This window comes from Streptomyces sp. NBC_01477 (assembly GCF_036227245.1).
Lineage (GTDB): Bacteria > Actinomycetota > Actinomycetes > Streptomycetales > Streptomycetaceae > Actinacidiphila.
Map to the genome: position 1 here is coordinate 325,063 of NZ_CP109445.1, position 12,958 is coordinate 338,020.

At 73.3% G+C, this 12,958-nt stretch carries 18 protein-coding genes; 8 read left to right on the top strand and 10 right to left on the bottom strand.

Going from position 1 to position 12,958, the window contains the following annotated elements; translation table 11 throughout:
• Window positions 1-29: 29 nt before the first annotated feature.
• From OHA86_RS01355 to OHA86_RS01365, 3 genes are all read right to left on the bottom strand, one after another.
• Window positions 30-722, bottom strand: coding sequence for an HAD family hydrolase (locus OHA86_RS01355; RefSeq protein ID WP_329171682.1), 693 nt, complete (start codon window positions 720-722; stop codon window positions 30-32).
• A gap of 148 nt (window positions 723-870) precedes the next feature.
• On the bottom strand, window positions 871-1,131 hold the full coding sequence (locus OHA86_RS01360) for a hypothetical protein (protein ID WP_329171683.1): 261 nt from the start codon (window positions 1,129-1,131) through the stop codon (window positions 871-873).
• Window positions 1,132-1,212: 81 nt separating this feature from the next.
• Entirely contained in the window at window positions 1,213-1,521 is a 309-nt protein-coding gene (locus tag OHA86_RS01365) for an ArsR/SmtB family transcription factor (protein ID WP_329171684.1), read from the bottom strand.
• Between the two features lie 195 nt (window positions 1,522-1,716).
• On the opposite strand from OHA86_RS01365, the gene OHA86_RS01370 reads away from it, so the two are divergent.
• Window positions 1,717-2,661 carry an alpha/beta fold hydrolase gene (locus OHA86_RS01370; RefSeq protein WP_329171685.1) on the top strand — a complete coding sequence of 315 codons (945 nt, stop codon included), beginning with the start codon at window positions 1,717-1,719 and terminating at the stop codon, window positions 2,659-2,661.
• A gap of 96 nt (window positions 2,662-2,757) precedes the next feature.
• On the opposite strand, the gene OHA86_RS01375 is transcribed toward OHA86_RS01370, so the two are convergent.
• From OHA86_RS01375 to OHA86_RS01385, 3 genes are all read right to left on the bottom strand, one after another.
• Window positions 2,758-3,024 carry a DUF4235 domain-containing protein gene (locus tag OHA86_RS01375; RefSeq protein ID WP_329171686.1) on the bottom strand — a complete coding sequence of 89 codons (267 nt, stop codon included), beginning with the start codon at window positions 3,022-3,024 and terminating at the stop codon, window positions 2,758-2,760.
• A gap of 24 nt (window positions 3,025-3,048) precedes the next feature.
• Entirely contained in the window at window positions 3,049-3,489 is a 441-nt protein-coding gene (locus OHA86_RS01380; RefSeq protein ID WP_329171689.1) for a hypothetical protein, read from the bottom strand.
• A 181-nt stretch (window positions 3,490-3,670) separates the two neighbouring features.
• Window positions 3,671-4,531 carry an alpha/beta fold hydrolase gene (locus OHA86_RS01385; protein WP_329182157.1) on the bottom strand — a complete coding sequence of 287 codons (861 nt, stop codon included), beginning with the start codon at window positions 4,529-4,531 and terminating at the stop codon, window positions 3,671-3,673.
• A 274-nt stretch (window positions 4,532-4,805) separates the two neighbouring features.
• Between OHA86_RS01385 and OHA86_RS01390 the strand changes: the two genes are divergently transcribed.
• The 4 genes from OHA86_RS01390 (at window position 4,806) to OHA86_RS01405 (ending at window position 6,755) form a co-directional block, all read left to right on the top strand.
• Window positions 4,806-5,159 carry a PRC-barrel domain-containing protein gene (locus tag OHA86_RS01390; protein WP_329171691.1) on the top strand — a complete coding sequence of 118 codons (354 nt, stop codon included), beginning with the start codon at window positions 4,806-4,808 and terminating at the stop codon, window positions 5,157-5,159.
• A 125-nt stretch (window positions 5,160-5,284) separates the two neighbouring features.
• The gene (locus OHA86_RS01395) at window positions 5,285-5,656 is read left to right on the top strand and encodes a YybH family protein (protein ID WP_329171693.1); all 372 of its coding nucleotides are present in this window, start codon (window positions 5,285-5,287) and stop codon (window positions 5,654-5,656) included.
• A gap of 119 nt (window positions 5,657-5,775) precedes the next feature.
• A complete protein-coding gene (locus OHA86_RS01400) occupies window positions 5,776-6,213 on the top strand; it encodes a phage holin family protein (protein ID WP_329171695.1) in 438 nt (145 codons plus the stop codon).
• Window positions 6,210-6,755, top strand: coding sequence for a DUF3618 domain-containing protein (locus OHA86_RS01405; RefSeq protein ID WP_329171697.1), 546 nt, complete (start codon window positions 6,210-6,212; stop codon window positions 6,753-6,755). The genes OHA86_RS01400 and OHA86_RS01405 overlap by 4 nt, the downstream gene beginning before the upstream one ends.
• Before the next feature lie 106 nt (window positions 6,756-6,861).
• Here the strand turns inward: OHA86_RS01405 and OHA86_RS01410 are convergent, their stop codons facing one another.
• On the bottom strand, window positions 6,862-7,215 hold the full coding sequence (locus OHA86_RS01410) for an STAS domain-containing protein (RefSeq protein ID WP_329171698.1): 354 nt from the start codon (window positions 7,213-7,215) through the stop codon (window positions 6,862-6,864).
• Between the two features lie 363 nt (window positions 7,216-7,578).
• On the opposite strand from OHA86_RS01410, the gene OHA86_RS01415 reads away from it, so the two are divergent.
• From OHA86_RS01415 to OHA86_RS01425, 3 genes are all read left to right on the top strand, one after another.
• Window positions 7,579-8,736, top strand: a complete 1,158-nt coding sequence (locus OHA86_RS01415; RefSeq protein ID WP_329171700.1) for a glutathione-independent formaldehyde dehydrogenase — start codon at window positions 7,579-7,581, stop codon at window positions 8,734-8,736.
• 87 nt (window positions 8,737-8,823) lie between these two features.
• Window positions 8,824-9,480, top strand: a complete 657-nt coding sequence (locus tag OHA86_RS01420; protein ID WP_329171702.1) for an endonuclease — start codon at window positions 8,824-8,826, stop codon at window positions 9,478-9,480.
• Window positions 9,481-9,792: 312 nt separating this feature from the next.
• Window positions 9,793-10,284, top strand: a complete 492-nt coding sequence (locus tag OHA86_RS01425; protein ID WP_329171704.1) for a DUF5709 domain-containing protein — start codon at window positions 9,793-9,795, stop codon at window positions 10,282-10,284.
• Between the two features lie 51 nt (window positions 10,285-10,335).
• On the opposite strand, the gene OHA86_RS01430 is transcribed toward OHA86_RS01425, so the two are convergent.
• From OHA86_RS01430 to OHA86_RS01440, 3 genes are read right to left on the bottom strand one after another with little or no spacing between them, the layout of a single operon-like run.
• Window positions 10,336-11,544, bottom strand: a complete 1,209-nt coding sequence (locus OHA86_RS01430; RefSeq protein WP_329171706.1) for an MFS transporter — start codon at window positions 11,542-11,544, stop codon at window positions 10,336-10,338.
• Complete coding sequence (locus OHA86_RS01435) at window positions 11,541-11,744, bottom strand: MbtH family protein (protein ID WP_329171707.1); 204 nt, start codon at window positions 11,742-11,744, stop codon at window positions 11,541-11,543. The genes OHA86_RS01430 and OHA86_RS01435 overlap by 4 nt, the downstream gene beginning before the upstream one ends.
• Before the next feature lie 23 nt (window positions 11,745-11,767).
• A complete protein-coding gene (locus OHA86_RS01440; RefSeq protein WP_329171708.1) occupies window positions 11,768-12,958 on the bottom strand; it encodes a cytochrome P450 in 1,191 nt (396 codons plus the stop codon).

Here is a 12,958-nt window from a genome sequence, read left to right on the forward strand (position 1 = left end):
GGCACGGGTGTTCCGCTGGATCGGGGTGGTCAGGGCGCGATGCCGCGCAGAGCGCCGGCGTCCAGCTCCTCCAGGAGCGCGGCCACGTCGTCGTAGACCTCCTCGGCGCCGGCGTCCAGGAGTTCCTGCCGCCCGAAGGCGCCGGTCAGCACCGCCAGGCAGCGCACACCGGCCTTGGCGGCGGCCTGCGCGTCCCACACCGCGTCGCCCACGAAGACGGCGCGCTCCGCGGGGACGCCGGCCCGGTCGAGCGCCCGCGCGACGAGGTCGGGGGCCGGCTTGCTCGATTCGACGTCGTCGGCGGTGGTGACGGCGTAGAGGTGGTCGGCGGCGCCCAGCGCCTCGACCATCACCTCGGCCTCGTCGGACGACGCGGAGGAGGCCAGCACCACCCGCAGGCCGCGCTCGGCGCAGGCCCGCAGCAGGTCGGTGGCCCGGGGCAGCGGTGCCAGCCGCGACCAGAACTGGCCGTACAGCGTGTCGTGCGCGGCGCTCAGGGCGTCGTCGCCGTCGTGGTCGCGGTCCTCGCCCAGGAGGGCGTCGAGCAGATGGTCGCTCCCCATGCCGATACGCCGGTGGATGTCGGGCATCGTGGCCTGGTGCCCGCCCTGGCGCAGCGCCTCCCACCACGCGACGGTGTGCAGGTGGACGGTGTCCATGAGGGTGCCGTCCACGTCGAAGAGGACTGCCGACGGCGTGCCGGAACCACGGGGGTGCTCCATGTGCGACTCCTGGTTCTTCGGATCGATCGGCGCGTCGGCAGGCGCGGGGCACTCTTCCCGATTTTCACCCATAAGCGGGCTTATGTCGCCTCTACCGCACCAGGTCGCCCCGTCGGGCGTGCGCATACGGGACGACAGGACGCGGGGTCTAAGCGGCGGGGCGGCCGTAGCCGCCCTCCGGGTGCCCGCGGCGATGACGCTCGCGCAGCCCGCGCAGCCGGGCCGTGATCAGCCGGACGACCGGGGTGCGGTCGCGGTGGCCCCGCTCGTAGCGGAGCAGCACCTCCAGTTGCTCGCGCCCCAGTTCGCTGGTACGACCCTCGAGGCCGAGCCGCGGCAAATGGTTGTACCCGGCTATCGGCAGCTCCTGCGTCGAGGGATCCGGCAACTCGCCCTCGAAGAATTCCATCGGCGTCCTCCTCAGTCCCTGGTCTCGGCTGCCCCGGGCAGAGCACCCCAAACACCGCCGAAGGCGCCAGGTCCGCCGCGCCTACGTCCCCGCGTCGGCGAGCACCAGGTCGAGCAGGCCGGGAAAGCGGCCGTCGAGATCCTCGCGGCGCAGCCTCAGGTACAGCCGCCGCCCGGCGGGGCGCTGGTGGATCACGCCGCTCTCCCGCAGGGCCCGCCAGTGGTGGGTCAGCGACGACTTGGGAACCCCGGGCAGGATCGCACCGCAGAAGGCCTCCTCCCCCGACGCGAGGGCACGCACGATCTCCAGCCGGACGGGGTGCCCGAGGGCCGCGAGCACATGGACCAGCTCGATCCGGTCGGCGTCGGGGTGGTGCAGGACTGCGGACATGACCCCACTGTACGCAGAACGCGTACGAAGCCCCCCGGGCGTGCCCCCGATGTGCCGCCCGGCGTGCAGCCGGGGTGTGTTGACAGCCCGCTCGCAACCGTACGAAGATCTCGGACGAACAGATCGTACGAATGTCTCGTATGAACGTACTGTCGTACGGGCACGCCGTGAACGCCGTGAGAAAAGGACCCCGCCATGAACACCTCGCGCCCCGCCGGCACGCCGCCTGACGCTCTGTCGGATGCCGCGCTGGCCCGGTCGCTCGACGGCGGTTTCACCAGCCGTCACGCCGATGCCAACGGCGTCCGCCTGCACTACGTCGAGGGCGGCGCCGGTGAACCGCTGATCCTGCTCGGCGGCTGGCCCCAGACCTGGTGGCAGTGGAACAAGGTGATGCCCGCCCTCGCCCGCCGCTACCGGGTGCTCGCGGTGGACCTGCGCGGCATGGGCGGCTCCGGCAAGCCGGTCGGCGGCTACGACAAGAAGACCATGGCCGGCGACATCCACGCCCTCGCGGCCCGTCTGGGCCTCGGCCGCGTCCACCTCGCCGGCCACGACATAGGCGCCATGGTCGCGTGGGCGCACGCCGCCAACCACCCCGAGGCCACCGGGAAGGTGGTCCTTCTCGACGTGGCGCACCCCGACGCCGGATGGTCCTCCTTCAGCCTGCTGCCGGAACCCGACCAGCACGCCGGGACGGTGATCGAGGAGGGCGACCGCTCCTACCTCTGGTGGTTCGCCTTCAACCAGGTCAAGGGACTGCCGGAGCGGCTGCTCGACGGCCGGGTACGGCTGCTGGTGGACTGGCTCTTCGAACGGCAGGCGGTGGACCCCCGGTCCATCGACGAGCACGCGCGCGAGGTCTACGCCCGTGCCTACGGGTCGGCCGACGCCGTACGCGCGGGCAACGCCTGGTATCAGGCGTTCACCCAGGACATGGAGGACGAGTGGACCTACGGGCCGCTGACGGCGCCGGTTCTGGCCCTCGGCGGCGACCACAGCAACTACACGTACCTGCGGGACGTGCTGCCGGCCAAGGCCGCCGACGTCCAGGTGGTGGAGGTGGCCGACTGCGGCCACTACATCCCCGAGGAGCAGCCGCAGGCCGTGACGGACCGGCTCACCGCCTTCCTGGGCTGAACAGGCGGACCGGCCGCGGCGTCGCCCTGACACCCCGGCCGGCCCCGGCGGCTGCTGCGGCCCGGCAGCCGGCGGGGCCGGAGCACGAGCCGGAACTCAGTCGGGCCAGTGGCCCGTCAGCCTTTCCACGGCCGCGGCGCCGCCGCGGTCGACGGCGGCCCTCACCACGGCGAAGATCGCGCCCTGCATGGCCGCGGCGGCCAGGATCTCCGGCCAGCCGCGGTCCTCGTCGGTGGCGTCGGGCGCGTCGTCCTCGTGCGCCAGGAGCTTCCAGCACTGCCGGAACAGCAGCCCGGCGGCCATGCCGCTGGCCGCTCCGAGCGCAAGGCCCACCGGTTTGTAGGCGATTGCCGCGGTCTTCATGACGTCCTCGATTCTTGTCGCGTCTTATCGCGCCGGAGAGTCGGCCGTGCCGGCCGGCACCCGGGTTCGTGCCGGCGCCGGCAGGCCGGCGCCAAGGCCGTGGATCCGCGCCGGGGGTATCGCCGCGGGTATCGCCGCGGGCGTCCTCGACGGCGTCCGGACGACGGTGGCGACAGCCACCAGCGCGCCCACGACGATCAGCGCCGACGTCCACACGGGCGCCACCAGCGCCAACGCCGCGATCCCCGCCAGCGCCAGGACTTGCGCACCGGCCACGGCGGTCACCGCCGCGGCCCGCGGGCACGGCGCCGCGCCGGAGTGCTCCGCGAAGGCGGGCACTCCCGCCGGTGCGGGCCACAGCTCGGCGAAGTGGGCGTAGGGCAGCCAGCGGAAGGCCTTCCCGGCGCCGTGGGCGAGCAGTGCCGCCACCGGCCGGTCCGTGCTCCGCAGGTCGGCATCGGCCATCGGCTGCTCCTTCGGCGCGTTCGGCGGCGGGCTGGCTGCCCGCTGTTCGGCTGCCCCCGAATCGCCTGACCAGTCAGTCCCGTTCACCCGCGCCGGCGGCTCACACCGGCCGGCGGCGCCACCCGGGCGCCGACTCCCCTGCCGGGCAGGCCCGTCGGGCACGCCCGTCGGCCGAAGAGGCTCATCGGCGGAAGAAGTCGCCGAGGGCCGCCGCGACCGCGCCGGGGGCCTCCTCGGCCATGTGATGGCCGGAGTCGATGCCGTGTCCGCGCAGGTCGTCGGCCCAGTCCCGCCAGATCGCAAGCGGGTCGCCGTAGAGGTCCTCCAGGTCGTCGCGGGTGGACCAGAGGATCAGGGCGGGGCACGTCAGGCGCCTGCCTGCCGCGCGGTCCGCCTCCTCGTGCCGCAGGTCGACGGTGAGGCCCGCGCGGTAGTCCTCCAGCATCGCGCGGACCACTTGGGGGTTGTGGACGGCCTCGCGCCACTCCGCGTGGTTCTCCTCCCCCATGCGGTGCGGGTCGCCCGTGTACCAGCGGTCCGGATCGGCGTTGATGACGCGCTCGGGGACGTCGGGCTGGGCGAAGAAGAACCAGTGCCACCAGCGGGTGGCGAACTCCGCCGTGATGCGGGACAGGTGCTCGCTGATCGGCAGGCAGTCCATCAGGGCCACCTGCGACACCGCGTCGGGGTGGTCGAGCGCGAGCCGCAGGGCCGCGTAGCTGCCGCGGTCGTGGCCGGCGAGGGCGAAACGGGGGTGGCCGAGGTGGCGCATCACCGCCAGGACGTCGTTCGCGACAGCCCGCTTGGCGTGCGCCGCGTGGTCCGCGGACGGCGCGGGGCCGCGCGAGCGCCCGTAGCCGCGCAGGTCGGGGCAGACGACGGTGAAGCCGCGCTCGACCAGGAGCGGCGCGACCCGGTGCCAGGTCGCGGACGTCCGCGGGTGGCCGTGCAGCAGCACCACGGGCGGCCCCTCGCCGCCGTGGCGGACGAAAACGGTCGCCTCGCCCACGGCGATTCGTTCGGTCGTGAAGTCCTCGAACACGTGCGGCACCGCCCCTTCTCCGTCCCGGGTCGGCCTTCCCCGTCCGGCGCGGGAACAACGTCTCCGGCGCCCCGGGGCTGCTCGTCGCGCGGTTCGTGGCCGCGCGCTCGCGCGGCTGGGGTGCCCGATCGTCGCGGAAGATCACCGGTGGGCAGTTTGTCACCCGGTGCTCCGGGCACGCGATCCATGTAAAGGGAATCATCTCCATTCGCGCATCGACCCCGCCGAATCATCAGGGCGGGGAATGCTGCGCGCGCTACGGAAAGTGGATGCAGTGACTGACTCCATGTGGGCACACCAGCCGGCTGCCGGATACAACGAAGGCACGGACCTGGCCGGATTCCGGGTCGAGGCGACCGACGGAAGCATCGGGAAGGTCGACAAGCACTCCGTGGAGGTGGACTCGTCCTACCTCGTGGTCGACGCCGGCGTGTGGATCTTCGGAAAGCACGTGCTGCTGCCCGCGGCCACCATCAGCTCCATCGACCTCGACCAGCAGACGGTGTTCATCGCCCTGACGAAGGAGCAGATCAAGGACGCTCCGAAGTTCGACAAGGAGAAGCACCTCACCGACCCCGAGCACCGCGCGCAGACCGAGCACTACTACGGACGCCACCGCCGGGTGTGACCCTCCGGCGGCCCCGGCCCCCGCGGGTGGGGCCGTCCCCGTGTCGGACGGCCCCGCCCGCGGGCCCGGCGCCCGCGCACGCCGCTCCCCCCTCCGGACTGTCCGGACTACGCAGAGAGAAAAGGATGAGCACCGAATCGTTTACGGCCGAGACGGCCACCGAACCCGAAACCGACCTCCCCACCGTCATCGGTGAATTCGTCGACGCCATCAACGCGGGCAGCGCGGACGGCGTCCGGCGGTGTTTCACCGAAAAGGCCGTCGTGAATGACGGTGGCCGCGAAATACGGGGCCGGGAGGCCATCGCCCGGTGGGCGGACGAGGAATTCTTCCAGGCCGCCGGCACGATTCGGCCCAGTCGCGTACAGCCGATCTCGCAACTGGGCGGCGACCAGGTGGTGACCGCGCACCTGCACGGCACCCACCGGTCCGGCATGTCCACCCTGCTGGTCACCGCCACCCCCGCGGCCATCGCGGTCCTGCAACTGCGCCGGTGAACCGGCGGGCCGGTTCGGCCATTCGGCGTGTCCGCCGGGCTGAACCGTCCGGTCCGGGGTAGCCGCAAGCACATCAACTGCCGGACGCCATCGGTGCGCCGGCGTAGGAGGTGACTGACATGTCCAGTGCACAGCCGCACACCACAGACTTCGACCGCGATACGCGGACTTCCGGGTCCGAGCCGGTGGGCGAGCTGGTCCAGCGGGCCTCGCAGCAGCTGACCGAGCTTGTGCGCGGCGAACTGAGGCTGGCGCAGGCGGAGATGACGGAGAAGGGCAAGCGCTACGGCAAGGGCGGCGGGCTGTTCGGCGGCGCCGGGCTGGTCGGCTTCCTGATGCTCCAGGCGCTGGTCGCCAGCGCGATCGCCGGCCTGGCCGTGCCGTTGCCGCTGTGGGCCGCGGCGCTGATCGTCACCGCGGTGCTGGGCGCGGTCGCCGCGGTGCTGGCGCTGACCGGGAAGAAGCAGGTCAGCCGGGCGGCGCCGCCCGCGCCCCAGGAGACGATCGAGAACGTGAAGGCAGACGTGGCCGAGATCAAGAGGAGTGCCCACCGATGAGCAAGCCGGACGACGAGCAGATCGCGTCAAGCCCCGAGCAGCTGCGCAAGGAGGTCGAGCAGACCCGCGCCGAGCTGGGGCAGACCGTGGAGGAGCTGGCGGCCAAGGCCGACGTCAAGGCCCGGGCCAAGGAGAAGACCGCCGAGGTCAAGGAACAGGCCGCGGTCAAGGCGACAGAGGTCAAGGAGCAGGCCACCGCGAAGGCCGCCGAGGTCAAGGAGCAGGCCGCGGTCAAGGCCGCCGAGGTCAGGGGACAAGCCGCGGTCAAGGCCGAGGAGCTGAAGTCCAAGGCGGTGCAGACCGGGCACCGGGTGCAGGACAGGATTCCCGACCAGGTCAAGGACAAGGCCGCGCAGGCCGCCGGCCAGGTCCGCGCCAAGGCCGGCCAGGTCGGCGGCGTGTGGGAGGACAAGGCACCCGAGCCGCTGCAGGAGAAGACGGCTCAGGGCGCGCAGCTGGCGCGGGAGAACCGTACGGCGCTGCTGGTGGGCGCGGGTGTGGTGGCTGTCGCGTGGCTGGCGTGGCACCGCAGGAACGGATGAGTCCGAGGAAGCCTCGAAGGCCGGCCCGGTCCGCAGCGAAGCCTGGGTGGTCCCACCGCGGTGGGACCACCCAGGCTTCCGGCTGCGAGGAGACGCCGCCGCGGGGTCAGCGGCTCAGCGCCTCGGCGCCCTGTTCCCAGCCCCGGTAGAGGGCGAAGAGGTCGTCACCGCCGCCGGCCAGTGTCAGCAGCCGGGCGACGGGTTCGGGGGCCGCCGCCAGAGCGAACCGGCCGCCCGCCTCGTGCACCCGGCGCTGCACCCGCAGCAGCGCGTTGAAGCCGGAGGAGTCGCAGAATTCCACTCCCGCCAAGTCCACGACCAGGTCCGGGTGTTCGGCGATGAGACCGGTCGCGGCGTTGTGGAAGTCCCCGGCGGTGGACATGTCCAGATCGCCCGCCGCGGCCACCACCGCCAGCCGGCCCCGCTCCTCCACGATGTGCACCCGTAGCGCTCCGCTCACCGGACACTCCCCTCGCGACCTCTGCCGGACAGCAACATCCGTTCGCGTTTTCCCCGGTTGCCGTACCGCATGCGCGCGGATTCCCGGCGTCCGCGAACACCGCGGGCCGGGAACGGCGGCCCTGGCAGTCACCGTCACTCCGGCGGCCGACGTGCCCTGAGTGGACAAAATGCATGGAAACCGACGCATCAGGGCACGCGCAGGGAGCAGCGCTCCGCCCCGACGGCGGAGCCGCCTGATCGGCGGCACCTGGCGGGCGACCCGCAGCCGGGCCGGCCCGGAGGGGATGTGTCCGTTTCCTGCACATTGCGACGGGTAGCCGCAGCTTGTACCGGCCGGAAAACCGAGGCGAGGAGCGAGACCGTGAAAGCAGTTGTGTACAACGGGCCCTTCGATGTCGCTGTCAAGGAGGTGCCTGACGCCCGTGTCGAGCAGCCGAACGACGCGGTGGTCCGCATCACCACGACCAACATCTGCGGGTCCGACCTGCACATGTACGAAGGCCGCAGCACCGTCGAGGAGGGCAAGATCCTCGGCCACGAGAACATGGGCGTCGTCGTGGACACCGGACCCGGCGTGACCAGGATCAAGGTCGGCGACCGGGTGTCGGTGCCCTTCAACATCGCCTGCGGGTCCTGCCGCAACTGCCTCGACGGGATGACGTCCTTCTGCCTGCGGCTCAACCCCACCGAGGGCGTGGACGGCGCCGCCTACGGCTACGCGAACATGGGCCCCTACGACGGCGGCCAGGCCGAACTCCTGCGCGTCCCCTACGCGGACTTCAACCTGCTGGAGCTGCCCGCCGGCGAGGAGCACGAGAACGACTTCACGATGCTTTCCGACATCTTCCCCACCGGCTGGCACGGCACGGTGCTGGCCGGCCAGCGCGCCGGGGACCGCGTCGTCGTCTACGGCGCCGGGCCGGTGGGCCTGCTGGCCGCGCACAGCGCGATGATCCGCGGCGCCTCAGAGGTCTTCGTCGTGGACAAGGAGGCCGACCGGCTCGCTCTCGCGGAGTCCGTCGGCGCGACCCCGGTGGACTTCTCCGAGGCCGATCCCGTCGAGCAGATTCTCGACGCCACCGACGGGCGCGGCGCGGACTGCGGGGTGGAGGCCGTGGGCTACCAGGCCCACGACCCGGCGGGCCGGGAGCACCCCGAGCTGGTCATGGACAACCTGGTGAAGTCGGTCCGCACGACCGGCGGCATCGGTGTGGTGGGCGTCTACATGCCGCAGGACCCCGAGGCGGCGGACGCCGCGGCGAAGGAGGGCCGGATCGGGTTCGACTACGGCACCTTCTTCACCAAGGGCCAGCACATGGGTACGGGCCAGTGCCCGGTGCTGCGGTACAACCGGCGGCTGCGCGACCTGATCGTCAAGGGTGTCGCCAAGCCGTCGTTCCTGGTGTCGCACGAACTCAGCCTCGACGAGGCGCCCGAGGGCTACCGCCACTTCGACGACCGCGACGACGGCTGGACGAAGGTGCTCCTGCGGCCGTCCGGGGCCATGGCGGCGGTCTGAGCGCGCGACACGGGCCGCCCCGCTCCCCCGGCGGGGCGCGGGGCGGCCGACCGGACTTCCCTACGCACCCGCGGGAGATGAGAGCGGATGGCCGCCACCCCCCGGCGCGACGTGATGCGCGCCCTTCTGGACGGCTACGGCCGTACGTACGCCGCCGAGGCGGGCATCCGCCTCACGGACACCCCGCAGCCGCTGTACCGGCTGCTCGTGCTCGCCGGCCTGCTCAGCGCCCCTATCCGGGCCGGGACCGCCGTCGCCGCGGCCAAGGAGCTGACCGCGGCGGGTATGCGCGATCCGCGCCGGATGGCGGCGGCCACCTGGCAGCAGCGGGTCGACGCGCTCGGCCGCGGCGGCTACCGGCGCTACGACGAGCGCACCGCCACCCAGCTCGGCGAGGGCGCGGAATTGGCCGCCGAACGCTACGGCGGTGACCTGCGGCGGCTGCGGGACGAGGCCGGCGGCGACACCGCCGCGATCCGCCGCGGGCTCCAGGAATTCCCCGGCGTCGGACCGGCCGGCGCCGACATCTTCCTGCGTGAGGCGCAGGCCGTCTGGCCGCAGGCGGCGCCCTACCTCGACGCCAAGGCCCTCCAGGGCGCCCGCGCCCTGGGCCTGCCCACCACCCCGGCGGCCCTGCTCCCCCTCGCCGACGGCACGCAGCCGGCCGTCCTGGCCTCCGCGCTGGTCCGCGTCGCCCTGGACAAGACGGCCCCGCGCTCCGTCCGCGAAGCCGCCCACGCCTGACGCCCGGCCGCGCGGGCCTCAGGCAGTGCGGGCCGGCGCGCCGGGGAGGTCGGTTCCCGGGCGCGGCCCGGGCGGTGCGCACTTCGGGGTCCGCCGCGTCCGGGCGGGCTGACGCGCGCCGCCGGACTGCCGGCGGCGGGGCACTCGCCGGGCGGCTGACCTGGGAGGTCGCGGCTGTAGGAGCCGCCGGTCACGTTTCGGCGGCGCCGTCAGGGGTTAGCCGCCGGGGGTAGGGCCATGACCGCGGGCGGCGGCACGAAAGCCGTGCGGCGCCGGCGCGGAAGGCGAGCCCAGGAGCGAGAGGAGCGTGCCATGACCGACGACGCGAGGGGCGACGAGGTCTACCAGCCCACCGGGAGCAACGAGGAGCAGGAGGACGCCTCCCCGCTCGACATGGAGGACGCCGTCGGCGAGGACGACTACGACACGATGCTCGACCGCGGCTACTCGCCGCCGGAACGCCCGTACGCGGTGGACAAGCCCGGCACCACGGCGGCCGAGCAGCGCGAGGGCGAGAACCTCGACGAACGGCTGTCCGAGGAGGTGCCGGACGTCGGCGACAGGCCGCAGGACCTGGACGGGGACCCGCTCGGCGACGCGCCGGGGACCGACGGCGAGCTGGTCGACCAGGAGGCGGGCGACGAGAGGTCCGGGCGGCTGGTCGCGCCGAACCAGGGCATCGAGCGGCCGGTGCACGACGGGGTCGCCGCCACCGATGTGGGCATCGACGACGCCTCCGCGCCGGCCGAGGAGGCCGCGGTGCACGAGGTGGACGACCCCGAGCGCGGCGGCACGGCGCCATGACGGCCCGGGCGGGCGCGGCGCCGACATAGCCCCCGGCGGGGTCCGTACGGATCAGTCGGCCGGGCGGCGCACCAGGTTCAGCAGCACCAGTGCGCACAGGCTCGCCCCCACCGCGACCGCGACCAGCACCGTGCCCACGGCGAGGTGCTCGAAGAGGACGCCCGCCACCGCGTAGGCGACCGGGCTGGCCACGAAGACGGCGGCGCCGAACACCGGGACCACGTGCGGGCGCAGGTGTTCGGGCGGCCGCAGGGTCAGCAGGGCGACGGCGGGCGCGGTCACCGCGGGCAGGAACATGCAGCCGGCCGCGACCGTCAGCGCCGCCGTGGCGGCCGGCTGGTCCCACGGCAGCAGCCACAGCACGAGCGCCGCGCCCACACCGCCGCAGGCCGCGAAGCGGGTCGGCGGGATGCGGCGCGCGAGCCGGGCGACGATCACGGTGCCCAGGGCGGTGCCGCCGCCCCACGCGGCCAGCAGCCAGCCGACCACATGGGGGTTGGCGTCGTAGCGGCTCCTGGCCATGACCGGCAGCGCGAGCAGCACGACGGGCATGAGGGTGCCGTACCCGAGCACGGCCAGCGACATCGTCCGCAGCACCGGGTCACGGAAGAGGTAGCGCGCGCCCTCCGCCATGTGGTTCGCCGACAGCGGCGCCTGCGCGGGCTCGCCGCGCGGCAGCCCGGTCAGCAGCGCGGCCGACACCGCGAACGAGACCGCGTCGACCCACAGCACATTGAGCGCGCCGATTCCGGCGATCAGGAAGCCCGCGACCGCGGGGCCGACCAGCCGCGCCGACGAGGTCGCCGTCTCGAACAGCGCGTTGGCCGCGGTGACGGCCCCCTCGTCGGAGCCGACGGTCTCGGTGAGCAGCATGCGCTGCGCGGACAGGTACGCCGACGCGACGCAGCCGACGAGCGCCACGATCGCCAGCAGCGCCCAGAACGGCAGCAGGTCCGCGAAGTACAGCGTGGGCACCGCCGCCACCAGCACCGCGTCGGCCAGGTCGCCGGCGATCGTGACGCGGCGGGCACCCCAGCGGGCCACGAGCAGCCCGGCGGGCATGGCCAGCAGCGGCACCGGCAGGATCTGGATGACGAACACCAGCCCCATCCGTGCCGGTGAGCCGCTGGTCATCAGGACGAACCACGGCAGCGCCAGCGTCGTCATCTGGGTGCCGACCGAGGAGACGAACTCGGCGGTGACGACCCTGCGGAACTGCCGGCTCCGCAAGGGCGAGCGCTGCGCCAGCGCGGTCGTCACCGGGCCGCCCGGACCGAGGCCGGGCGCAGGTCCGTCCAGTGGGCCTCGACGTAGCCGGCGCAGGCGTCCCGCGTGCCGGGGCCGAACACCGGCGACCAGCCGGCCGGCACGCCGACGCCGGACGGCCACAGGCTGTGCTGCGCCTCCTCGTTGACCAGCACCCGGTAGGCCCCGTCGGGGCCGTCGGACGGATTCGCCATCGCCTTCTCCCCCCGGCCGCCGGCTACCACGCCACCGGCAGCCGGTGCACGCCGTAGACGGTCATGTCGGAGCGCATCGGGATCCGCTCCGGGGCCTCGGCGAGGCGCAGGCCGGGGAAGCGCCGCAGCAGCGCGGTGTAGCCGATGCGCAGTTCCAGCCGGGCCAGCTGCTGCCCGAGGCACTGGTGGATGCCGTGGCTGAAGGTGAGGTGGCCGAGCCCGCCCTGGGTGACGTCGAGGCGGTCGGGGTCGGTGAACTGGTCCGGGTCGCGGTTGGCGCTGGGGAGGTGGATCAGCACGGTCTCGCCCTTGCGCAGGGTCACCCCGTCGATCTCGACGTCCTCGGTGGGGGTGCGCTGCACTCCCACGTGCACGACGGTGAGGTAGCGCAGCAGCTCCTCGACCGCGCCTTCGACCAGCGACTCGTCCGCGCGCAGCAGGTCGAGCTGGTCGGGGTTGTCCAGCAGCGCGTACGTGCCGAGCGAGAGCATGTTCGCCGTGGTCTCGTGCCCGGCGACCAGCAGCAGCAAGGTGGCGCCGATCGCCTCGGGGAAGCTGACGTCCTCCCCCGCCACCAGCACGCTCAGCACGTCGCCGGCCGGCTCCGCCTTCTTGCGCATGAGCAGTTCACCGGTCAGCTCGACGAGGTCCTTCACCGAGGCCTGCGCCTCCAGCGGGTCGACGTCCAGGCGCAGGATGTTCGCCGAGTTGCCCTCGAACCGCTCGCGGTCGGCGACGGGCACCCCGAGCAGCTCGCAGATCACCTGCGAGGACACCGGCACCGCGTAGTCCGCGACCAGGTCGGCGGGCGGCCCCTTGCGGAGCATCGCGTCGGCGTACTGCGCGGTGATCTCCTCGATCCGCGGGGTGAGCATCCGCATCCGGCGCAGCGTGAACTGGCCGGCCAGCAGCCGCCGGAAACGGGTGTGGTCCGGCGGGTCCATGTGCTCGAACAGGCCGGGTATCCCCTCTTCCAGGTCCGAGGGGCGGTCGGAGGGGAAGGCCAGGTGCTTGTGCGTCGAGGCGGAGCTGAACCGCTTGTCGGACAGGATCGCGCGGCCCTGCCGGTAGCCGGTGACGAGCCAGCCCTCGTAGCCGTCGGGGAAGGCCATCCGGCAGATCGGCCCCTGGGCGCGCAGCACCTCCGGCGGGTCGAACGGCCGCTCCCGCAGGGTCGGCAGCCCGTTGGTGATGGGGCAGGTGGGTTCGGTCAT